This is a genomic window from Candidatus Accumulibacter sp. ACC005 (genome assembly GCF_907163215.1).
GTDB classification, from domain to species: Bacteria; Pseudomonadota; Gammaproteobacteria; order Burkholderiales; family Rhodocyclaceae; genus Accumulibacter; species Accumulibacter regalis.
The window spans coordinates 150,788-172,608 of record NZ_CAJQUB010000015.1; the positions used below are offsets into that span (position 1 = coordinate 150,788).

Genomic DNA, 21,821 nt, shown 5'->3' on the forward strand with positions numbered 1-21,821 from the left:
CGCGACGACAAGTGTGCGCATTCTAACCCAGAGCCACATCGACCATCTGCCCATCCGTGCAGCCAAGCTGCCAGGCATTCCACCGTCCGCCGACCGGATCACCGCTCATGCCGCCTTCCCTGCTCACTGCCCTCGGCGTCCTGGCTGCCTATCTGCTGGGATCGATTTCGTTCGCGCTGGTCGCCAGCCGCCTTTTCGGCCTTGCCGACCCACGCAGCTATGGCTCGAAGAATCCCGGCGCGACCAACGTCCTGCGCAGCGGTCACAAGGGAGCCGCGATATTCACCTTGCTCGGCGACGCGGCCAAGGGCTGGCTGGCGGTCTTTCTGGCCAGCCACTATTCGCGCCAGTACGGCCTGCCCGACTACACGCCAGGACTGGTCGCGCTGGCGGTTTTCTTCGGCCACCTCTACCCGATTTTCCTGGGCTTCAAGGGCGGCAAGGGCGTGGCCACGGCGGCCGGCGTATTGCTGGCGATCAACGTCTGGCTGGGACTGGCGACGCTGGGCACCTGGTTGTTCATCGCCCTGACCTTGCGCTATTCGTCGCTGGCAGCGCTGGTAGCGGCGGCAGCGGCGCCGGTTTTCGCCGTTCTGGCGTGGGGCAAGGACGGCATCGTGCTGGCCATCGGGATCATTTCGATGGCGCTGATCGGCAAGCACTGGCAGAACCTGCAGCGGCTGATGGCCGGCAGCGAACCGAAAATCGGCGGCAAGAAGGAGGCGCTGGCCAGTGGCGCCAAGCCGCCGAGGCCGGTGAGATCGACCAAATCAGGGCACGCTACGAAGTCGACCGACTCGCGCTAAATGCAATGCAGCGGCCAGCGCGGCCGCACCTGAAAAGCACCGGTCGCTTTGCCGGCCGTTCCGCGATCGCCGGCGGTCTGCAGGCGCAGGGCGCCGGCGAGGGCGATCATCGCGCCGTTGTCGGTACAGAATTCGAGTTCGGGATAAAAGACGGCGATCCTCGCCTTGCCGGCGCGCGCGTCGAGCTGGCGGCGCAGCTCACGGTTGGCGCCGACGCCGCCGGCGACGACCAACTGCTTGAGACCACTCGTCGCCACCGCGCGCAAGGCCTTGCTGACCAGGACCTCGACGATCGCGTCCTGGAAACCGCGCGCAATGTCCGCCCGCTGTTGCTCATCGATCGTCGGCAGCTCGCGGACCTTGGTCAACACTGCCGTTTTCAGGCCGCTGAAACTGAAATCGAGATCGCCGGACTTGAGCATCGGGCGCGGCAGCTTCACCACCTCCGGGCGGCCCCGTTCGGCCAGCTCGGCCAGCGCCGGTCCGCCGGGATAGCCCAGGCCGAGCAGCTTGGCGGTCTTGTCGAAGGCCTCGCCGGCCGCGTCGTCGAGCGTTTCGCCGAGCAGCTCGTACTCGCCGACGCCCGTCACGCGCATCAGCTGGCTATGGCCGCCGGAAACGAGCAGGGCGACAAAAGGGAAACGCGGTGGCGTGCGCGACAGCAATGGCGACAGGAGGTGACCTTCGAGGTGGTGCACGGGGACGCTGGGCCGCTCGAGCGCGGTCGCCAGCGCCTCGGCAAAGGCCGCTCCAACCAGCAAGGCACCGGCCAGACCCGGCCCCTGAGTGTAGGCAACGGCGTCGATCTCGGGCAGCGAACGGCCGCTATCGGCAAGAACCTTGCGCAACAGCGGTACGACGCGCCGGATATGATCGCGCGAGGCGAGTTCCGGCACGACACCGCCGTAGTCCTGGTGCATGGCCACCTGCGAGTGCAGCGTGTGCGCGAGCAGCGAGCCGCCAGCAGACGTGCTGTACAGCGCCATACCCGTTTCGTCGCATGAGGATTCGATTCCGAGAACCAGCATCGCGCCATTCTAACCCGGCCAGCCCGGCGACACGATTTTCGCGACGGCGACCGGCAGGCGCGGGGCCACACGCCAGGCCAAAACGAAAAAAACCCTTGCCCGCAGCGGGCAAGGGCTCTTGCGAACGACGACTACTTAATCGCGCTGTTGAAGAACCGTCGGCAAGACGGTCTTGGCCATGCGCTTGGCGAAGTAGTAGATGCGCTTCTGCTTCTCGATGATCTCGACTTCCAGCGTGTAGGCCAGGATGCGATTGGGCTCCTCGGCAACCAGCCGGCGCGCCTCGTGCATGGCTGCCGAATCGGCGATGCGGTTGATCTCGTCCTTCATCCCGGTGACCACCTGTGCCGAGCGCTCGTTGCGCTGCGCGACGGCCATCACCGCCGCCGCTACGGCCTTGCTGATCGCGACCTGGAAGCCATTGAGCACCTGCTGGGTCTGTTCGCTGACCTCGATCTTGTCGCGAACGCGATCATGGCCGAGGACCACCAGATTCGTTTCGACGATGTCGCCGATGTTCTCCAGGTTACTCACCGCCTCCATCAGCTGCATCAACTCCCTGGTCTGTTCTTCAAGCAGCGGCTGTTTGCTGATCTTGGCCATGTAGTCGAGAATTCCCGCATGAAGGATGTCGACCGTGTCGTCCATCTGGCGTATTTCCTCAAGCGCCTTGGTATCGCCCTTGATGATCGCCGGCATGATCCCCTTCAGCATCGCGTTGACGGTCTCGCCCATGTGCATGACTTCCATGCGCACACTGTCCAGCGCCAGGGTTGGCGTGGTCAGAAGTTCCTCCTGCAGGAACTTGGTACGCACGATCATCGCGTCCTCTTCGAGCGGCTTGTCAGGCACCAGCCACTCCGCCGCGCGCGCGATGTAGGTGGTAAACCAGATGAAAATGCAGCCGTTGGCAATGTTGAAGAAGGTGTGCGCGTTGGCGATCTGGCGCGGCGTCTCCGCTGCGAGCAGATCCATACCGCTGAGTTCGGGATAGACCGGCGACATGGCGACGGCCGCACTCCTGATAACGCTGACAAACGGCAGCCACATAAGGACGCCCGTACAAGCAAGCCCGGTATGCACGACGGCGCAGCGCACAGCTTCCCGCGGCTTGCCGATGGCGGCCAGCAGCGCCGTCACGCAGGTGCCGATATTGGCACCCATGACCAACGGGACACCGGCATCGAGGCTGATGAAACCCTGCGAGGCCATGACGATGATGATCGCGGTGGTGGCCGAGGAAGACTGGATGATCCCGGTAAAGACTGCCGAGACGAGCACGGCGAGGAGCGGGTTGGTCATCGTCTGCATCAAGTCGAGGAAGGGCTGGTAGCTGCGCAAGGGGTGCATAGCCTCACCCATCACGTGCATGCCGAAGAACACCAGGCCCAGACCCATCAGCATGCCGCCATAGGCCTTTATCTTCTCGTTCTTGGAAAGAAAGAGCATGCCAAAGCCGCCGGCGACCATCGCCAGCGCCGCCTTGGTGATCTTGAAGGCGACGATCTGGCCGGTAATCGTGGTGCCGATCTTGGCACCGATGATGACGCCGACCGATTGCGGCAGCGACATCAGCCCGGCCGAAATGAAGCCTACCAGGAGGACGGTGGTCACCGATGACGACTGGATCACCGCGGTCACCACGGCGCCGGTTCCGACGCCCGCGAAGCGGTTGACGGTCAGCTTGGCGAGGATGCTCTTCATGCGCTCGCCGGCGACCGCCTTCAGCCCCACTTCCATCTGCGTCATGCCGTAGAGGAAAAGGGCCAGGCCGCCGAGCAGCTCCATGGTCATGCCACCCCAGTTCATGGGGGCGGTGCTGCCGGTGGCGGCCAGCGCGGGCCAGGCGATGACGCCCAGAACTGCGCCGACGATGCCTAGGGCAACCAGGGCACCGTTGGTTGTCTGGCATTGTTTCAGATAGGTGTTGAGCATAGGTAAGGTCTCCTCCGGTCGTTTCGACTCAGTATTTTGGTTGTTCTTTGACGATAGTCACCGGCAGCTTGGCGAGGCCAAGGACCTGCTCGGCCACGGACCCGAGCAGCAGGTGCCGCAGTCCTGTCGCACCCTTGCTGCCCATGACGACCATGCTGGCCTTCTCTTTCTCGACCACCTGCAGAATTCGCGTCACCGGAATTCCCTTGACCAGCAGCACCTCGGCCTTGTGCAAGGCGTGCCGCTCGGGATGCCGCTTCTGAACTTTGGCCATGAATTCGTCGAGCATTTCGCCCGCAATATCCGCCATTCGCGTCAGGGTCTTCTTGCCGGCCATGCGCGCGTAGTAGCCAGGCATGTTCTGTGGGTCGTGCACCACGTGCAGGACCGCGAGTTTGCATCCCAGGCCGTCGGCAAAGTCACTGGCGAGCAGCAGCGCGGCCTCCGAGTGCGCCGAGAAATCGACCGGCACGAGAATCGGGCCGCGGGGCGGTTCGTGCGAGGGTGAATCTGGTTTCTTGTCAGCCATGGGGCAAATGCTCCTCTCTTCTGATGGCAACTGGCTTGTGCCGTCGCCGGATGGGGATCCAGGCCGCCGACCGCGGCGGGTCACGACCTTCCGGGCGCTTTCGCCGCCACCTGGAGGCCGCTTCTCAAGCCAACCCGGTCACCGGCGAATACCCGCAGGACAATTCATTGGGAACCCGCCGTGGGCTGTTCCTCGATCGCAACCTGTAAACGGGCAGACGCAAGAATACAATAGATTCCGTCTCTATCCCGTGTTTTTCGTGCGTAGATTACGCGCCCAACGCGCATGTCTAGCGGCCAACAACGCAGGGCTCTTGCCTTGGCAGCGACCAGGGAAAGCTGCACCGTGTTTCGGCAAAGACGCGCAACGAATGCGCGGGACGGAGTTGCCAACGACGCCTCCGCGGCCGCCAAGAGCCGGAAAAGTCGGCGTTTTCCCGCGCCAAGGCTTGTTTCGTGCCTACATTGCGCCTATCCTTGCCGCTTGCGCGTCCCCGCATCGGTTCGGCTGCCGGCCGGTTGATCAGAGGACCGTGCACACTGCGATCCGGCACGCCAAATGGCGGTCTGTGCTGGCCAATAATTCCTGGGACGGGGGCATTTCATGGACTGGTTGAGGGAAACCGTCGACTTGATCAATCTGTCGGAGATCGATTGGGAACTGACCATTCGAATTCTGATTCAGTGCATTCTGTTCTCGTTTTCAGCGTTTTTCTCCGGCTCCGAAACCGCACTTTTCTCGCTTAGTCGCATCGATCTGCAGAAATTGCGCAACTCGCGCAACCCTCATTCCGAAAGCATTCACGCGATGCTCGACGAGCCACGGCGGCTGATCGTCTCGTTGCTCTGCGGCAACGAGTTGGTGAACATCGCGGCGGCGGCCAACATGACCATGATTCTGGTCACCATGTTTGGCGAAAAGGATGCCGGATGGATCAATATCGTCGTCATGGTGCCGCTACTGCTGCTCTTTGGCGAAGTCACTCCGAAAACGATCGCCGTCAACGCGCCGGTAAAGTTCGCCACAAAACTGTCAGCGCGTTTTCTGCCGAAGTGGATTTTCCTGGTCACCCCTCTGCGCGACGTCGTGCGCCTGGTTGCCGACCGGGTCACGACCTTCGTCGTTGGCGAACACGTCGACCGCGAGAACATCCTCAAGCCGGACGAGCTGCGTACGCTGATGGCCGACAGCGAGGAGACCGGGGTCATCGAGGCGTCGGAGCGGGTGCTCATCGACAAGGTGCTCGAGGCGGCGGAAACCGAAGTAGCACGAATCATGACGCCGGGGCCGCGCATCCGCTTCCTCGACGCCGATCTGCCGATCGAGGAACTGATCGAGCGCTTTCGCGGCTATCGCCATCCGCGTGTTCCGGTTTACCGGGGCCACTGGGACAACGTGATCGGCTTCCTGCAGGCCGAGGATCTGCTGCGCCGGGTGCGCGTTGATGGCGATATCTCGAAAATCGAGTTATCGGAAATCCTGAAACCGGCGCATTTCGTTCCGCCAACCAAGAAAGTCGACGAGATGCTGGAGTATTTCCAGCGTTTCAACACCCGCGCCGCGGTGGTCATCGGCGAATACGGCGAAGTCCTCGGAATCGTCACCATCAAGGACGTGATGACGTTCATCTTCGGCGAAATTTCCGGAAAGATGAGAGGACAGGAGCACTATCAGCAGGAACACAACAACAGCTTCACCGTCCCCGGTTATATGCGCCTCGCGGATTTCCGCACGCTCACCAATTTCGACATCGACGACCCGTTGATGAACACCATCGGCGGCGTCGCGCTGGTACTTTTTGGCCGGCTGCCGCGGGTTGGCGAGAAGATCTTCAGCGCCGACTACGAGCTCACGGTGAAAGAAGTGAGCGGCATGCGCATCACCAAGGTTCGCGTCTCGTTTGGGCGAACGCAGGAGGAGGATGGCGGCTCCGCTCCGGCGGAACCGCTGGACATGGAGAGCCTTGCCGAGTCAACGTCCGACGAATCACCGGCAGATCAGGAACAGGAGTCACTCGACGAATACGAGGACGAGCTGTTGCGCGAGGCGAGGGAAGAGGAAGCGGAGTCCAGCGGCGCGCAGGCGACCGAGGGCGACCAGAGCGTAGATAAAACCGCTGCCGCTGATAACCAGGCGAGGAGATAACGATGGAATGGATCCCGTTCGATTGGGGCTTTCACCTGGTGGTGATTTTCATCTTCCTGATACTCAAGGGCTTCTTCTCGGGATCGGAGTTGGCAATGGTCAACGCCGACAAGATTCACCTTCGCCATCAGGCACGCCTGGGTGACCCGGGTGCGAAACTGGTGCTGGAGCTCTTTCGAACGCCCGACGTCATGCTCGGGACGACGCTGGTCGGGACCAACATCGCGACGGTGACGATCACCACCATTGGCACGCTGATGTTCATCGATCTGCTGGGGGAGTCGGGTGACCTGGTCTCGGTGCTGGTGTTCACGCCCTTCCTGCTGATTTTCGGCGAGATCGTTCCGAAGAGCATCTTCCAGCAGAAATCCGACTGGATCGTGACCAAGATCATCTACGGACTACGCTTCTTTTCCTACCTTTTCTATCCGGTGATTTTCGTCTTCAGCCGCGTTGCCCGCTTTGCCGCACGCCTGTTCGGCGGCGCGTCGTCGGGGCAGATCGGCTTTATCACCAAGGATGAGTTGCGCGTTTTGCTCGATCTCTCGGAAACGCCCGCTGACGGCGGCGGCGCCACCAATAAACAACGCATTCGGCGCATCTTTCGCTTCGCCGACACAACGGTCGGCGAAGTAATGACGCCGCTGGCCGAAGTCATTGGTTTCAGCGAGAGTCGCGGCATGGACGAGGCGGTACGGCGAGTCTGGGAACACGGCTTCAATCGCCTGCCCGTCTTTCGCGGCAACATCACCAACGTCACCGGTGTGCTGACGCTGACCACCTGGGACCTGTTGCTGCCGGACATTGGCAAGCGTTCGGTGAGCGACTTCATTCGCCCGGCACTCTACCTTTCTCCGAAGCAGACCATCGATCAGGTCCTGCCGATGCTGCGGGCGCGCAACGACCACATGGCCATCGTCGTCGACGAGTTCGGCTCGGCGATCGGCATCCTGACCATGGAAGACATCTTCGAGGAGGTCGTCGGGACGGTGGACTCGGGCTACGACTTCGACAACATGAAGCCGCCTCGGGTGGTCATCGAGTCGGAGACCGACGATCGTCATCTGGTCGGCGGGCGGGCGCCGATCTCCGAACTCAACGATTCGCTGCGGCTGAATTTGCCGGTCGGCGAAGCGCACACGCTCGCCGGCTTCCTGATCAACCGCCTGCGCCACATTCCGGTCGTCGGCGATAGCGTGGAAGAACGCGGCTTTCGCTACACGGTGATCGAAGCGGACGCGCGCTCCGTCACCAAGGTGCGCGTCGAACGCTTGTAAGGCCTGCCGTCAGCGGCCGGTCTTGAGCCGCGCGAGCGGCGCCGCGCGAGTGGCGCCGCTTCGCTTTCCGGGTTCTTGCCGCGCGGCCTGCGTCCTCGTCCAGCCAGCCGCCGCTTCCCGTCCTTCGCCCTGTCGTGAGGGGCTCGTCAGCTAGCGCGCACGGGATGGCCGATCGCGCACCGCACCACAAGCCCGCGCGGAGTGCCTCGGCGGCGGCCGCGAACGCCCCGTTCGGAGCCTGCCGGCGCGACTCCTGGAAAGCGATGGCCTTCCCGGGTTTTTGTCTCTCGCTCCGTGACCTATTTCCTCTCGCGTTTCGCCGCACAGGCCTATCGTCTCGGTCAACACGGCGCATTGGCGTCGGCCGGTGGACAAGGAGTCAGGAAGTGAGTGAAGGCGGTTTGGAGAATTGCGAGCTATGCGACTCACCAGGCGGAGAAGTGATCTGGGAGAACGGCATCTGCCGCGTGGTGATGGTAGCGGACCCGGATTATCCGGGTTTCTGCCGCGTGATCCTGCACCGCCATCTCCGCGAAATGACCGACCTGCCGCACAAGGAAAGAATGCAGCTGATGACGGTGGTGTTTGCTGTCGAGAGTGCCGTACGCAGCCTTTACCAGCCGGACAAGGTCAATCTTGCGAGCCTGGGCAACCTGACGCCACATGTTCATTGGCACCTGATTCCACGTTGGCGAGACGACAGAAACTTCCCCCAGCCGGTCTGGGCAGCCGCAAAACGGGCCAGTACCACACGGCGCCAGCCGGTTGATGGCCGGAAATTGGGTGACCAGATCATCGCCGCCCTGCGTACCACCTAGACCGTGGGCAGCGGTCAGCCAGGAGGCAAAATCATGAGCGCAGTCCTTAGCACAGCCCCAGCCACCATGAAAATTTCGGACCTGCAAACGGGTTTCAGAATTCTCTCACGCCTGCCGTTGGCCAACTCGCGTCAGGCTCAGTTCGAGATCAACAATTTCCTGGATAGCCTGCTGCAGTCGCCGCCACCGGGCGACGTCTACCTGCAACTCCTTGAGCAGACGCGAATTTCGCTGTGCTTCATCGAGGAACAGCTGGCTCGCGAATACACCAGTAAGGCGCTGCCGCTGGGCGACGCCGAGGAAGCCGCTTTTCAGCAGGTGGTCGCCACCTGGCTCAAGGCCTCGCGAGCCTACGCCCATTGCGCGCGGTTGCAACGGACTGACGATGAAGACGACGACGCCGCCGACCGGCTGGCGCTCATCCTGCATCGCTGCATCTACTACACCGGGATGGCAATCAGCGAGTATCATCGCGCTCGCCGGCAACTGCCGCGCGGCATGTGGCTGAATCTGCACGGCTTCTACGCCAGCGCCGAGGAGTGGGGGGTGGCCACGCTGGCGGTGCCCGACTCTCTCGACCCGCTTGGGCGGAGCACCCACTGCACGGCGGCTTTCGCCAGTCAGCTGCTGACCGAGCTGGCCGGTCCGTACAGCCTCAGCGTGCAGCAGCTCGGCATAGTCCGACGCTGGGCGAGCAACTGGGCGCCGCTGCTGACCGTCCATCCGGTGGCCCCGGGCGAAAGCCTGCCACCAACGGTCGTCGACCTGATGGAAGATGCAGGCCTGCGTCCCGCCGCCGCGTGCCTGCAGACGGAGAACATTCGTCGCATCGACAGCGCCCGTCTGGCAATGCAAATCAACCAGACGCGCAGGCAGTTGCAGCAGAAGATCACACCGTCACAACTCGGTCTCGGTGAGGACTGCTCCGCCAGCCAGTGCCAGCAGCTTCTCAAACGGCTGGCCAGGCCGTGGTCCTTGCTGCGCGCGGCGCGCCAGTTCCGCCGTCACCCGGGTGCAGGAATGGCCAGAGTGTGCGCCGGCTTTACCGGAGTGCACTACATCATCTCGGGGAAGGAGTTCAGTCAGCCGGAGAGCGCACGCATCTATTCGCGTGAGGAATTCGACAGCCTGTTTACCTTCCGTTATACGCTCGATCCAACCCAGCAGCTTGAAGTCCGCCAGACTCAGTTGGGCTTTGCAGTCGACGATTGGGAGGTGCTCGACGAGAGTGCCAACGGCTTCCGTTTGCTGCGCTCGACCGCCGGACGGCGCTTGGTTCCAGAGCAGTTGCTGTCCATCTGCCCACACGACGGGAACGCCCATCTTCTGGCCCAGGTCGTCTGGTTGATGCAGGAACAGGGCGGAGGTCTGATCGCCGGCATCTCAGCCCTGCCGGGCAGGCCGCAGGCGGTAGCCGCCCGGCCGCTGGCGCGCGAGGCGGGACGACCGGAGCCCTATAGCCGCGCCTTCATGCTGCCCGCGGTTGCCGCGATCGGGGCCCAGCAGAGCCTGGTCATCCCGCAGGGTTGGTTCTATTCCGGGCGGCTGCTGGAGATCTACGTCAACGGCGTCTGGCGGGTGAAGTTGGACCGGGTTATCGGCTCCGGGGCAGATTTCGACCGGGTGAGCTTTTCCGTCACCTGATCGCCGTCCGAGCCGCGGGCGATCGCCGGCACGCCGCGGATCGTCGCGGCGTGCCGGCATGCGTTTTGCGCTATCATGGTCGGCCCTATTGAGCTTAGAGGCATCCATGGCAGGCCTGGACGAGACCACGAAAATCCCGACCGAGATCAAACTGCACCAGAAGTCTCACGTCCTGGAGCTGGTTTTTGCGGACGGCGAGCGTTTCGAACTGAGCTACGAATTCCTGCGCGTCTTTACGCCGTCCGCTGAGGCGCGCGGCCACGGCCCGGGTCAGGAGGTGCTGCAAGTCGGCAAGCGCGGGGTGGGCATCGACCGCGTCGAAGCCGTCGGCAACTACGCCATCCGCCCGGTCTTTTCCGATGGCCATGACAGTGGTCTCTATTCCTGGGATGTTCTCTACAACCTGGGTAGCCATCAACAGCAGCTGTGGAAGGATTATCTGGCCAAACTGGCGGCAGCGGGTGCCAGTCGTGACCCGGGGAAAGTTCCCACGCCGCCGGTCAGCAAGGCCCACGGTGGCTGCGGCAAGCATTGAGCAGCACAACTTCAGGAGCGCGAGCGGGATCAATGAGTGATAGAGGGACCACCCATTTTGGTTTTGAGGAAGTAGCGGAAAGCGACAAGGCGCAGCGCGTCGCAGATGTTTTTGATTCGGTGGCACAACGTTACGACCTGATGAACGATCTCATGTCGGGCGGTCTGCACCGCTTGTGGAAGGCGTTTACCATCGCCAAGAGTGGTGTCCGTGAGGATTCACGGATCCTCGACGTCGCTGGCGGCACGGGCGACCTTGCTCTGGCCTTCGCCAGAAAGCTGGGCCGCGGCGGTCAGGTCTGGCTGACCGATATCAACAACGCCATGCTTACGCGCGGCCGCGACCGCCTCTGCGATCGTGGCGTGATGGTCCGCGTCGCGCAATGCGACGCGGAGAAGTTGCCGTTTCCGGACGACTACTTTGACTGCGTCACGGTCGCCTTCGGCCTGCGCAACATGACCCACAAGATCTCGGCACTCGCCGAGATGCGCCGGGTACTTAGACCGGGAGGTCGCCTGCTGGTCCTCGAGTTTTCGCAGGTGTGGAAGCCTCTGGCACCGGCTTACGACTTCTACTCGTTCAAGGTGATTCCGCGCCTCGGTCAGCTGATCACTCGCGACGAGGGAAGTTATCGCTATCTCGCAGAATCGATTCGTGTACACCCGGACCAGGAGGGCCTGAAGAGCTTGATGGAACAGGCTGGGCTAGAGCGGGTCGAATATTTCAATCTGGCGCTGGGCGTCGTTGCCCTGCACCGTGGTTTCAAGTTCTGAAGAGGAGAGAGTCGTGAAGAAATTCTTTGTTGCGTTGGCCGTGTGCGCGTTTAGCTTTGGTCTCATGGTCGCAGATGCCGAAGCCAAGCGCTTCGGCGGTGGTCGCTCGATGGGCATGCAGCGGCAGGCCACGCCAGCACCCCAGAAAGCCGCGCCGGCGCCGGCCAATGCTGCATCGCCGACGGCAGCGGCACCCAAGAGCAGCTGGATGGGCCCCCTGGCCGGACTCGCGGCCGGGCTCGGAATTGCGGCGCTGTTGTCGCATTTTGGTCTCGGTGAGGGAATGGCCAATCTGGTGATGATCGCGCTCTTGGCGATGGCCGCGGTGTTCGTCTTCAAGTGGCTGTTTCGGCGCAAGGCTGCGGCGACGGCCGGGGCTGGCCAGCCTATGAGCTATGCCGGCGCGGGCGGCGGAGTGGCCGCCCCGCCGCCGCGTTTCGACGCCGCCCAGGAGCTTCCTGGCCGAAGCCAGCCAGAGCATCGTCCAGGCGGAGCGGCGAACATGGCCACTCCGGAGCCGGCAGGCATTCCCGCCGACTTCGACGTGGATGGCTTTCTCCGTGTCGCGAAGTTGAACTTCGTCCGCCTACAGGCGGCAAATGACGCCGGCAACATGGAAGACATCCGTGCCTTCGTCACCCCCGAGGTTTTTGCCGAGATCAAGCTGCAGATGGGCGAGCGCAGCGGAGCAAGTCAGCAAACGGACGTGGTGACGCTAGACGCCGAGCTTCTCGAAGTGCTCACCGAGGGTAGCCGCCATGTCGCCAGCGTGCGCATGAACGGCATGATTCGTGAGCAGGCCGACGCGCCCGCAGTAGCCTTCGACGAGGTGTGGAATTTGACCAAGCCGGTCGACGGTTCGAGCGGCTGGGTGGTTGCCGGTATCCAGCAAGCTTCCTGAAGGGTATGTGGAGCGGGCCGCCGCTGGCGGTCATCAATCACGTACTGACGGGTGAAGACTGGGCTCGTGCTCGATTGGCCGCCTTTTCCGGGCAGACAGCGCGGGTCCAGTTTTCCAGCGGGCAGTTGCGGTTCACCATACTCGAGTCCGGCCTGCTCGCCGCGGCGGACGCAGCTTCGCCCGTCGCGGTCAGTATCCGCCTGCCCGACGACGCGCCGGTACGTGCGCTGAGTAACCGATCGTCGCTGTTTTCCGCGGCGACCATCGCGGGCTCGGTGGATCTCGCAGAGGCACTCGCATTTGTCTTCCGCAACCTGCGCTGGGATGCCGAGCACGATCTTTCACAAGTGCTGGGCGACATCGTCGCCCGCCGGGCCCTGCGTCTGGCAAGCGGATTGGCGCGATGGCACGGGCGGAGCGCCCGCAATCTGGCATTTGGCATCGTCGAATATCTGACCGAAGAAGAGAAAGCCATTCCCCCGCGCCGCGATGTCGACGCTTTCTGCGCCGAGGTCGACGCGCTTCGCGACGACTTGGCACGCGTCGAAAAGCGGCTTGGGCGGATGGAGCTTCTTCGCTAGACGCTAAACCCAGCCCGTCTTCCTCGACGGTGAACAAGAAAAGGGCAGCCTGGGCTGCCCTTTTTCCTGCCGTTGTGCCGGAGGGAGCGTCTACATCCCCGGCCTCGACGGCTCTTCAGCGCGTGCGAAGTTTCTTGATTGCCGCCAATTGAGCCACGGCCTGGGCCAGCTCGGCTTCCGCCGAAGCCAGACCAACATCGGAGGTATGGTCGCGAAGCATCTCCTCTGCATGACGCTTTGCTTCGATCGCCTTGGCCTCGTCCAGGTCCGCTGCGCGCACCGCCGTATCGGCCAGTACCGTAATCAGCGCCGGCTGTACCTCCAGCATCCCGCCGGACACATAGACCAACTCGTATTCTTCACGATCCGGTATTTTGAGGCGCACGGTCCCCGGCTTGATGCGGGTCAGCAGCGGCGTATGGCGCGGATAGATACCGAGCTCACCCGCCTCGCCTGGAAAAACCGCGAAGTCGGTCTGCCCGGAGAAGATCAACTCCTCCGCGCTGACAACGTCGACATGTACTCTGATTGACATGGTCTTCTTCCCTTGCAAGTCGTCTTCGCGCCCGCAAGCGGGGCGAAGCGACGTTCCCTGATCCCCTTTTAGAGGGTCTTGGCTTTCTCGAACACTTCTTCGATACCGCCGACCATGTAAAAGGCCTGCTCGGGAATGTTGTCGCATTCGCCCTCGACGATCATCTTGAAGCCCTTGAGGGTATCCTTGAGCGGAACATACTTGCCCGGCGAGCCGGTAAAGACCTCGGCCACACTGAACGGCTGCGACAGGAAACGCTGAATCTTCCGGGCCCGATAAACGGCCAGCTTGTCTTCCGGCGACAGCTCGTCCATCCCGAGAATGGCGATGATGTCGCGCAGTTCCTTGTACTTCTGGAGAGTCATCTGCACTGCACGGGCAATGCCGTAGTGCTCCTCGCCAACCACCTGCGGGTCGAGCTGACGCGAGGTCGAGTCGAGCGGGTCGACGGCCGGATAGATGCCCAGCGAAGCGATGTCACGAGACAGAACGACGGTCGAGTCGAGGTGCTGGAAGGTGGTCGCCGGCGACGGGTCGGTCAGGTCATCGGCGGGCACGTAGACGGCCTGAATCGAAGTGATCGAACCTACCTTGGTCGACGAGATCCGTTCCTGGAGGCGGCCCATTTCTTCGGCCAGGGTCGGCTGATAGCCCACCGCAGACGGCATCCGGCCGAGCAGCGCCGATACCTCGGTTCCGGCCAGCGTGTAACGGTAGATGTTGTCGACAAAGAAGAGAATATCGCGGCCATCGTCACGGAAGCGCTCGGCCATGGTCAGCCCGGTCAGCGCGACGCGCAGGCGGTTGCCCGGCGGCTCGTTCATCTGACCGAAAACCATCGCCACCTTGTCGAGAACATTCGACTCCTTCATCTCGTGGTAGAAGTCATTGCCCTCACGAGTCCGCTCGCCGACCCCGGCGAAAACCGAAAGCCCCGCGTGTTGCTTGGCGATGTTGTTGATCAACTCCATCATGTTGACGGTCTTGCCCACGCCAGCGCCGCCGAACAGGCCAACCTTGCCGCCCTTGGCGAAAGGACAGACGAGGTCAATGACCTTGATGCCGGTCTCCAGAAGATCGACGGAGGGCGACAACTCGTCGAATTTGGGTGCCAACTGGTGAATGGAACGTCGTTCTTCGGTGGCAATTGGCCCGGCTTCATCAATTGGTCGACCGAGAACATTCATGATGCGGCCGATCGTGGCGTCACCAACCGGTACCGAGATGCCAGCACCGGTATCGTTGACCTTCATGCCACGGCGGAGGCCATCGGACGACCCCATGGCGATCGTGCGCACGATACCGTCGCCCAGTTGCTGCTGAACCTCGAACACCAGATCGGCTTCGCACATATCCGACTCTTCGGCCTTGTCGAGCAGGAGGGCGTTGTTTATGTGGGGCATGGCGTCACGCGGGAACTGGACGTCCACGACGGCGCCGATACACTGAACAATGTTTCCTTGATTCATGGTTGTATCCCTAATCAATAAACTAACTATCGCGTGGTCGGACGTCAGACGGCCGCTGCGCCGCTGCATATCTCCGAAATCTCTTGCGTGATCGCGGCCTGACGAGCCTTGTTGTACACCAGCTTGAGTTCACCGATGACGTTATTGGCGTTATCCGAAGCCGACTTCATGGCGACCATGCGGGCGCTCTGTTCCGAAGCCATATTCTCGGCAACCGCCTGGTAAATCATCGCCTCGACATAGCGCACGAGCAGGTCGTCAATCACCGTCTTGGCATCGGGCTCGTAAATATAGTCCCAGCGGTTCTCGCCGCCACCGACCAGTTCGCCAGACAGCGGCAGCAACTGATAGAAGGTCGGTTCCTGTTTCATGGTGTTGATGAACTGCGTGCAGGCGATGTACAGGACGTCTATCTCACCGTTGATGTAGGCGTCGAGCTGAACCTTGACCGGACCGATGAGCTTTTCCAGGTGCGGCGTGTCGCCGAGCCCGGTCAGCTGCGAAACGATGTCGGCGCCGGCGCGCTGCATGAAGCCCAGCCCCTTGCTGCCGATCGTCGTGACGCGCAACTTCTTGCCTTCGGCATCCCACTCCTTCATCTTCGTCAGCGCGAGACGCAGGAGGTTGGTGTTCAGCCCGCCGCACAGTCCCTTGTCGGAGGTAACCGTGATCAAGCCGATGGCCTTCACCTGCTCACGTACGGTCAGAAAGGGATGGCGGTAGTCGGTCAGGGCGTGCGAGAGGTTGCCGGCTACCAGACGAATCTTCTCGCCGTAAGGGCGGGCCGCGCGCATCCTGTCCTGCGCCCTGCGCATTTTCGATGCAGCAACCATCTGCATGGCCTTGGTTATCTTGGCCGTGCTCTCGATGCTCTTGATCTTGTTGCGGATTTCCTTGCCGCTAGGCATGGCAACCTCCTCGATCGATCATCAGGCCAGTGTGGCCTTGAACTCCTCGATCGCCTTGGTGAGCTTCTGCTCAGCGTCAGCGTCGAGATCCTTGGTTGTTTCGATCTTGCTGATGAGGTCGGCGTGTTTTTGCGCGATGAAAGCCTGCATCTGCTTCTCGACAGTCAGCGCCTTGGTCACATCGACGTCGTCGAAATAGCCCTTGTTCACCCCGTGCAGGGTGATTGCCATCTGGGAGATCGACATTGGCGAGTATTGCGGCTGCTTCATCAGCTCGGTTACCAGGCGTCCACGATCGAGCTGCTTGCGAGTCGCTTCATCGAGGTCGGACGCGAACTGCGAGAACGCGGCGAGTTCGCGATACTGGGCGAGCGCCAGACGAACATGGCTGCCGAGCTTCTTGACGACCTTGGTCTGCGCCGCACCACCGACGCGCGAGACCGAGATACCGGCGTCCATGGCCGGGCGGACACCGGCGTTGAAGAGGTCGGTGTCGAGGAAGATCTGCCCGTCGGTAATCGAGATGACGTTGGTCGGGACAAAGGCGGAAACGTCACCGGCCTGCGTCTCAATGATCGGCAGGGCAGTCAGCGAGCCCGTCTTGCCCTTGACTTCGCCATTGGTGAATTTCTCGACCCATTCTTCGGAAACGCGTGCCGCACGCTCAAGAAGGCGCGAATGCAGGTAGAAAATATCACCCGGGTAGGCCTCACGTCCTGGCGGCCGGCGAAGCAACAGGGACACCTGGCGATAGGCCCATGCCTGTTTGGTCAAATCGTCGTAGATGATCAGGGCATCCTGGCCGCGATCACGGAAGTACTCGCCCATGGTGCAACCGGAATATGGCGCGATGTACTGCAGCGCGGCAGTTTCCGAGGCGGTGGAAGCAACGACGGTGGTGTACGCCATCGCGCCATTCTCCTCGAGCTTGCGAACGACGTTGGCGACGGTCGAGGCTTTCTGACCGATGGCAACGTAGATGCAGATCAGGTCCTGGCCTTTCTGGTTGATAATCGTATCAATTGCCACCGCGGTCTTGCCCACCTGCCGGTCACCAATGATCAACTCGCGCTGACCACGGCCAATCGGCACCATCGCGTCGATCGACTTCAGGCCGGTCTGCACCGGCTGCGAAACCGATTTGCGCCAGATCACCCCAGGGGCCACCTTCTCGATCTTGTCGGTCAGCTTGTTGTTGATCGGGCCTTTACCGTCGATCGGTTGGCCAAGCGAGTTGACCACGCGGCCGAGAAGCTCGGGACCGACCGGAACTTCAAGGATGCGACCGGTCGTCTTGACCGTGTCGCCTTCGCTGATCTGATCGTACTCACCGAGAACCACCGCGCCAACCGAGTCGCGATCGAGGTTCAGCGCCATGCCGAAGGTATTGCCCGGAAACTCGAGCATTTCTCCCTGCATGACGTCGGTAAGGCCATAGACACGGCAGATGCCGTCGGTCACCGAAACAACGGTGCCCTGGGTGCGCAGATCGGCGCTGATCGCAAGATTCTCGATCTTGCTCTTGATCAGTTCGCTGATTTCTGAAGGATTCAACTGCATGGAAATTCTCCTAGTTCTTGAGCGCCAACCGCAGGCTCTCCAATTTTCCGCGCACGGAAGTGTCGAGGACCTGGTCGCCAACCACAATCTTTACGCCGCCGATCAATGATTGATCGACGACCACGTCGGCAGTCAGCCGGGTCTTGAAACGCGCTTCGAGGTCCGCGATTAGCGCCTTGCGCTGCGTTGCATCGACCGGAAAAGCGCTGTAGATCGTCGCTTCCTTGACGCCCTCCTGGCTGGCCTTGAGCGTCTCGAACAGGTTCGCGATTTCCGGCAGGGAGGAAAGCCGCTCATTGGCGGCAAGAACGTCGATCAGATTGGCTTCACTGCCCTCAAGCGCCTCGCCAGCCAGCGACTTGAAAAGTTCGCTCTTCTGCGCGGCAGACAGTTCGGGGTTGCCGATGCATGAAAGCATCCGGCTATCCGCGGCGAGTGCGGAGAGCAGCGACAGCCGCTCGGACCAAGCCGTAAGCGCCTTGTTTTCCAACGCGACGCGGAAAACCGCCTCAGCGTAGGGACGCGCGATGGTAGCGAGTTCGGCCATGGTCTCAGAGTTCCTGCTTCAGTGCGGCCAGCATCTCCGCGTGCGCCTTGGCATCGACCTCACGCTTCAGGATGCGCTCCGCGCCGGCGACGGCGAGATCGGCGACCTTGCCACGCAGTTCGGCTCTGGCCTGCTCGACCTGCTGAGCAATCTCGGCCTGTGCTGAGGCGACGACCTTGTCGGCTTCGACTTTTGCCGCCAGCTTCGCCTCTTCAATCACCTGCAAGGCGCGCTTTTCGGCGGCGACGACGATTTCGGCCGACTTCACCTTGGCTTCGCGCAGGGAATCGGCGGAACGCTTCCCGGCAAGCTCGAGTTCGTGCTTCCCACGCTCACCGGCGGCAAGCCCCTCGGCGATCAGTGCCTGGCGATCGGCAATGGCCTTCTGCAGGGGCGGCCAGACGTACTTCATGGTGATCCAGATGAAGACACCGAACCAGACCGCCTCGCCAAATAACGTTGCGTTGATATTCACGCTAACCTCCTTCTAGGGGTGAGTCGGAAAGGAGAAGCGATCAGCCCTTGACGACGGCGATGAAAGGGTTCGCAAAGAGCATGAACAGGGCGATACCGACACCGATCATGGTCACCGCGTCGAGCAGACCGGCAACGATGAACATCTTGACCTGCAGGGTCGGAATCATTTCCGGCTGGCGAGCGGCTCCTTCGAGGAAGCGACCACCAAGAATACCGAACCCGATAGCGGTACCAAGGGCACCCGCCCCGATAAGGATGGCGACGGCGATGGCGGTGTTACCAAGCAACATTGACAGAGCGGCTTCCATTGGTGGTTCTCCTAACAAAAAATGCTAAATGGATTAAACAGGAACGGCGTGAATCAGACAGAGCATGATGACACCCGGCGATCGCCCGCTAACCGTGGGACTCGCTGGCCATCGACAGATAAACGATGGTCAACATCATGAACACGAAAGCCTGCAAGGTGATGATCAGGATGTGGAACAAGGCCCACGGCAGAGCCAGCGGCAACTGCCAGACGCCGAGCAGCGCGATCAGGACGAACACCATTTCACCGGCGTACATGTTGCCAAACAAACGCAGCGAGAGAGAAATCGGCTTGGCAAGGTCTTCAATGAGACGGAAGACGATATTGAGCGGCGCCAGCTTGATACCAAATGGCTCGGCGACGACCTCGTGAAAAAAAACCGCCCACGCCTTTCACCTTGATGCCCATGACGATCATGATCGTAAAGACCGTCAAGGACATGGCGAACGTCAGATTGGGATCGGTCGTCGGCACCGCCTTGAAGTAATGGATCCCGAAAACGCCGAGAATCAAGGGCAGGAAGTCGACCGGGATCAGGTCCATGGCATTCATCAGGAAGACCCAGACGAAGATGGTGATGGCCAGGGGGGTCACCAGCGGGCTTCTGCCGTGGTACGTGTCCTTGGCCTGCTGGTCGACGAAGGACAGCAGGATCTCGATGAAACTCTGCAGCGGGCCGGGAACACCGGAGGTCGCCTCCTTGGCAAGCTTGGCCATGCCGAGAAAGGCGACCAGCCCGATAATGCCGGAAACGAACAAGGTGTCCAGGTGAAGACTCCAGAATCCTTCACCAACCGCGTTGTTGGTCAGGTGGTGGACGATGTATTCACTGCTCGTTAACGCTTCGCCTGAAGCCATGTTTTTCCCCTGTTTGACTAGTGCTGTCTGAGCAGCGCCATCCAATAAACGACAATTGTTGCAGCATACGCAAGGAAGAGCGGCAAGGCGGCGAGCTGTGCGTAGCCCTTGAACACCAGGGCAAACAGCAGAAGAGTCACCGCAAACTTGTAACCTTCGGCAGCGACCTGGGAACTGAACGCCTTTTTCGCATCGGCAACCGCCGTTCCCTTCGGCCGCAAAGCGCGCCACACATAGGCCAGAGCGCTGGCAATCGCAATGCCACCACCGAGCGCAGCGGAAACAGCCGCATCGACCCCCAGTGCAAGGCCCGCTATCAACGCAGCCACCAGGGTGACGACCGCCTGGCAGCGGAAAAACCAGCGAACCTGCGAATGCACGACCAGCCCCTCCAAAACGTTGGCAGGATACCAGACTCCTTTAGCCGAATCAAACCGCATGTGCAAGAAAGTCCCAAGTTCCCTTTTCGCTGCAAAATCTGCCTTGCGTGCGGTATCAGCCGGCTGCCAAAACGCCTCTATGCTGCGCCGCATTAATGACGCAGGCGCTGCAGGATTCCTTCAAGCTGATCAAGATCGCCGAACTCGATGAGCACCTTGCCGGCGCCGCGCTGGTTGGCGCGAATGGCCACCTGCGCCCCCAAGAGGTCAGCCAATTCGTCCTGCAAACGCAGCACATCGCGATCCGGCCTAGGCGGTGCCTGCTCCTTCGGGGGCCGCAGCGCGTACTGGACGAGGCGCTCGGTTTCGCGCACCGACAATCCCTTCTGCACCACGCGTTGCGCCAGTTGAACCTGCAGCGCGCCCGCCAGCGGGAGAAGTGCGCGCGCATGGCCCATATCCACGTCGCCGCGCATCAGGAGCTCCTGGACCGCTGGCGCCAGCTGCAGCAGGCGCAGCAGGTTCGACGCCGCCGGCCGCGAACGACCGACGGCGTCGGCTGCCTGCTGGTGGGTCATGGCGAACTCGTCGATCAGGCGCTGCAGGCCCAGCGCTTCCTCGAGCGGGTTGAGGTTCTCGCGCTGGATGTTCTCGATCAGCGCCATGGCCAACGCCGCCTCGTCGGGAATCTCCCGGATCAAGGTCGAAACCTCGCTCAAGCCGGCCATCTTGGCCGCCCGCCAGCGTCGCTCGCCGGCGATGATTTCGTAGCGCTCTTCGCTCACCGGGCGGACCAGGATCGGCTGCATCAGGCCCTGCATCCTGATCGACGCAGCCAGCTCTTCGAGCGACGCGCTGTCCATGTGCGTGCGCGGCTGGTACTTACCGGGCTGGATGTCGGCCAGCGGCACGCTGCGCAGCTGCTCCTTGTTCTGCGCGTCGTTGCCGGCCAGCAAGGCGTCGAGACCGCGGCCCAAGCCCTTGAGTTTCATGACTCGACTCCCAGTCCGGCGGTCGTTGCGCCCGCGCGCTTCCTGTCGGCGCGGCGGTCGAGAATCTCCTGCGCCAGGAGAAGATAGGCTTGCGCCCCCTTGGAGCTACGGTCGAAGGCAATCACCGGCTTGCCGTAGGACGGCGCTTCGGCGAGACGAACATTGCGCGGGATGATCGTGCGATAGACTTTCTCGCCGAAGTGTCCTTCGAGTTCGCACGAAACCTGTTGCGTCAAGGTCGATCGCGGGTCGAACATGGTGCGCAGCAGCCCCTCGATCTCGAGCCTCGGGTTGAGGTTGGCGCGGATCTTCTTCAGCGTCGCAACGAGGTCGGTCAGGCCTTCCAGGGCATAGTATTCGCACTGCATCGGAATCATCACCGTATCCGCGGCCACCAGACCGTTGACGGTCAGCATGTTCAATGCCGGTGGGCAATCCATGAGGATGAAGTCGTAGTCCTCGCGGACGCTGCCAAGCGCGTCACGCAGACGATATTCGCGCTGCCCGAGGTCGATCAGGTCGATCTCGGCTCCCGCCAGTTCGCGGTTCGCCGGCAGCACGTCGAAGCCGAAGTCACTGCTCAGGCGAGTCTGCGCGGCCGTCGACCGACCGATCAGCACCTGATAGACGGTCGGCATGGCGCCACGCTTGACAACACCGCAACCGGTGGTCGCGTTGCCCTGCGGGTCAAGGTCGATGAGCAATACGCGCTGGCCGCATTCGGCCAGGCAGGCAGAGAGGTTGACGGCGGTCGTCGTCTTTCCGACGCCGCCCTTCTGGTTGGTTACCGCGAGTATTCTTGCCAAATCAACT

The 21,821-nt window shown here is 61.9% G+C and carries 22 protein-coding genes and 1 pseudogene; 9 read left to right on the forward strand and 14 right to left on the reverse strand.

Going from position 1 to position 21,821, the window contains the following annotated elements:
- The first annotated feature begins 107 nt into the window (after positions 1–107).
- Positions 108–806 carry a glycerol-3-phosphate 1-O-acyltransferase PlsY gene (plsY, locus tag QZ613_RS18555; RefSeq protein WP_291983509.1) on the forward strand — a complete coding sequence of 233 codons (699 nt, stop codon included), beginning with the start codon at positions 108–110 and terminating at the stop codon, positions 804–806.
- On the opposite strand, the gene tsaD is transcribed toward plsY, so the two are convergent.
- The 3 genes from tsaD to QZ613_RS18570 form a co-directional block, all read right to left on the reverse strand.
- Positions 803–1,834, reverse strand: a complete 1,032-nt coding sequence (gene tsaD / locus QZ613_RS18560; RefSeq protein ID WP_291983511.1) for a tRNA (adenosine(37)-N6)-threonylcarbamoyltransferase complex transferase subunit TsaD — start codon at positions 1,832–1,834, stop codon at positions 803–805. The two genes, plsY and tsaD, sit on opposite strands and share 4 nt — an antisense overlap.
- A gap of 135 nt (positions 1,835–1,969) precedes the next feature.
- Positions 1,970–3,769 (reverse strand): Na/Pi cotransporter family protein, encoded by a 1,800-nt coding sequence (locus QZ613_RS18565; protein WP_291867653.1) that lies wholly within the window; start codon positions 3,767–3,769, stop codon positions 1,970–1,972.
- A gap of 28 nt (positions 3,770–3,797) precedes the next feature.
- Positions 3,798–4,298, reverse strand: coding sequence for a universal stress protein (locus QZ613_RS18570; protein WP_043562576.1), 501 nt, complete (start codon positions 4,296–4,298; stop codon positions 3,798–3,800).
- Between the two features lie 603 nt (positions 4,299–4,901).
- On the opposite strand from QZ613_RS18570, the gene QZ613_RS18575 reads away from it, so the two are divergent.
- The 8 genes from QZ613_RS18575 to QZ613_RS18610 all read left to right on the forward strand — a co-directional run bounded on the left by QZ613_RS18575 (position 4,902) and on the right by QZ613_RS18610 (position 12,972).
- On the forward strand, positions 4,902–6,443 hold the full coding sequence (locus QZ613_RS18575) for a hemolysin family protein (RefSeq protein ID WP_291983513.1): 1,542 nt from the start codon (positions 4,902–4,904) through the stop codon (positions 6,441–6,443).
- Between the two features lie 2 nt (positions 6,444–6,445).
- Entirely contained in the window at positions 6,446–7,720 is a 1,275-nt protein-coding gene (locus tag QZ613_RS18580) for a hemolysin family protein (protein WP_291983515.1), read from the forward strand.
- 386 nt (positions 7,721–8,106) lie between these two features.
- Positions 8,107–8,538: an HIT family protein gene (locus tag QZ613_RS18585; protein ID WP_291903210.1), complete on the forward strand. Its 432-nt coding sequence runs from the start codon at positions 8,107–8,109 to the stop codon at positions 8,536–8,538.
- Positions 8,539–8,571: 33 nt separating this feature from the next.
- Complete coding sequence (locus QZ613_RS18590) at positions 8,572–10,182, forward strand: hypothetical protein (RefSeq protein WP_291983517.1); 1,611 nt, start codon at positions 8,572–8,574, stop codon at positions 10,180–10,182.
- A gap of 106 nt (positions 10,183–10,288) precedes the next feature.
- A complete protein-coding gene (locus QZ613_RS18595; RefSeq protein ID WP_043562566.1) occupies positions 10,289–10,717 on the forward strand; it encodes a DUF971 domain-containing protein in 429 nt (142 codons plus the stop codon).
- 32 nt (positions 10,718–10,749) lie between these two features.
- On the forward strand, positions 10,750–11,490 hold the full coding sequence (gene ubiE / locus QZ613_RS18600; RefSeq protein ID WP_291983519.1) for a bifunctional demethylmenaquinone methyltransferase/2-methoxy-6-polyprenyl-1,4-benzoquinol methylase UbiE: 741 nt from the start codon (positions 10,750–10,752) through the stop codon (positions 11,488–11,490).
- Between the two features lie 13 nt (positions 11,491–11,503).
- Positions 11,504–12,391, forward strand: a complete 888-nt coding sequence (locus tag QZ613_RS18605) for a Tim44-like domain-containing protein (protein ID WP_291863825.1) — start codon at positions 11,504–11,506, stop codon at positions 12,389–12,391.
- A gap of 74 nt (positions 12,392–12,465) precedes the next feature.
- A complete protein-coding gene (locus QZ613_RS18610; RefSeq protein ID WP_291983521.1) occupies positions 12,466–12,972 on the forward strand; it encodes a hypothetical protein in 507 nt (168 codons plus the stop codon).
- A gap of 115 nt (positions 12,973–13,087) precedes the next feature.
- On the opposite strand, the gene QZ613_RS18615 is transcribed toward QZ613_RS18610, so the two are convergent.
- From QZ613_RS18615 to QZ613_RS18665, 11 genes and pseudogenes are all read right to left on the reverse strand, one after another.
- The gene (locus tag QZ613_RS18615) at positions 13,088–13,507 is read right to left on the reverse strand and encodes a F0F1 ATP synthase subunit epsilon (RefSeq protein WP_291983611.1); all 420 of its coding nucleotides are present in this window, start codon (positions 13,505–13,507) and stop codon (positions 13,088–13,090) included.
- 68 nt (positions 13,508–13,575) lie between these two features.
- Positions 13,576–14,976, reverse strand: coding sequence for a F0F1 ATP synthase subunit beta (atpD, locus tag QZ613_RS18620; RefSeq protein ID WP_042330409.1), 1,401 nt, complete (start codon positions 14,974–14,976; stop codon positions 13,576–13,578).
- Positions 14,977–15,020: 44 nt separating this feature from the next.
- Positions 15,021–15,884 (reverse strand): F0F1 ATP synthase subunit gamma, encoded by an 864-nt coding sequence (gene atpG / locus QZ613_RS18625; protein ID WP_042330410.1) that lies wholly within the window; start codon positions 15,882–15,884, stop codon positions 15,021–15,023.
- Between the two features lie 21 nt (positions 15,885–15,905).
- On the reverse strand, positions 15,906–17,444 hold the full coding sequence (gene atpA / locus QZ613_RS18630) for a F0F1 ATP synthase subunit alpha (RefSeq protein ID WP_042330412.1): 1,539 nt from the start codon (positions 17,442–17,444) through the stop codon (positions 15,906–15,908).
- A 10-nt stretch (positions 17,445–17,454) separates the two neighbouring features.
- Entirely contained in the window at positions 17,455–17,991 is a 537-nt protein-coding gene (locus QZ613_RS18635; RefSeq protein WP_291983527.1) for a F0F1 ATP synthase subunit delta, read from the reverse strand.
- A 4-nt stretch (positions 17,992–17,995) separates the two neighbouring features.
- On the reverse strand, positions 17,996–18,466 hold the full coding sequence (locus tag QZ613_RS18640) for a F0F1 ATP synthase subunit B (protein WP_034912725.1): 471 nt from the start codon (positions 18,464–18,466) through the stop codon (positions 17,996–17,998).
- Positions 18,467–18,506: 40 nt separating this feature from the next.
- Entirely contained in the window at positions 18,507–18,764 is a 258-nt protein-coding gene (gene atpE, locus QZ613_RS18645) for a F0F1 ATP synthase subunit C (protein WP_169065069.1), read from the reverse strand.
- Positions 18,765–18,864: 100 nt separating this feature from the next.
- Positions 18,865–19,636, reverse strand: a pseudogene (atpB, locus tag QZ613_RS18650) (F0F1 ATP synthase subunit A).
- A gap of 17 nt (positions 19,637–19,653) precedes the next feature.
- On the reverse strand, positions 19,654–20,169 hold the full coding sequence (locus QZ613_RS18655) for an ATP synthase subunit I (protein ID WP_291983533.1): 516 nt from the start codon (positions 20,167–20,169) through the stop codon (positions 19,654–19,656).
- Positions 20,169–21,008 (reverse strand): ParB/RepB/Spo0J family partition protein, encoded by an 840-nt coding sequence (locus QZ613_RS18660; RefSeq protein ID WP_291983535.1) that lies wholly within the window; start codon positions 21,006–21,008, stop codon positions 20,169–20,171. The genes QZ613_RS18655 and QZ613_RS18660 overlap by 1 nt, the downstream gene beginning before the upstream one ends.
- The gene (locus tag QZ613_RS18665; RefSeq protein WP_043562541.1) at positions 21,005–21,814 is read right to left on the reverse strand and encodes a ParA family protein; all 810 of its coding nucleotides are present in this window, start codon (positions 21,812–21,814) and stop codon (positions 21,005–21,007) included. The genes QZ613_RS18660 and QZ613_RS18665 overlap by 4 nt, the downstream gene beginning before the upstream one ends.
- Positions 21,815–21,821: the final 7 nt, after the last annotated feature.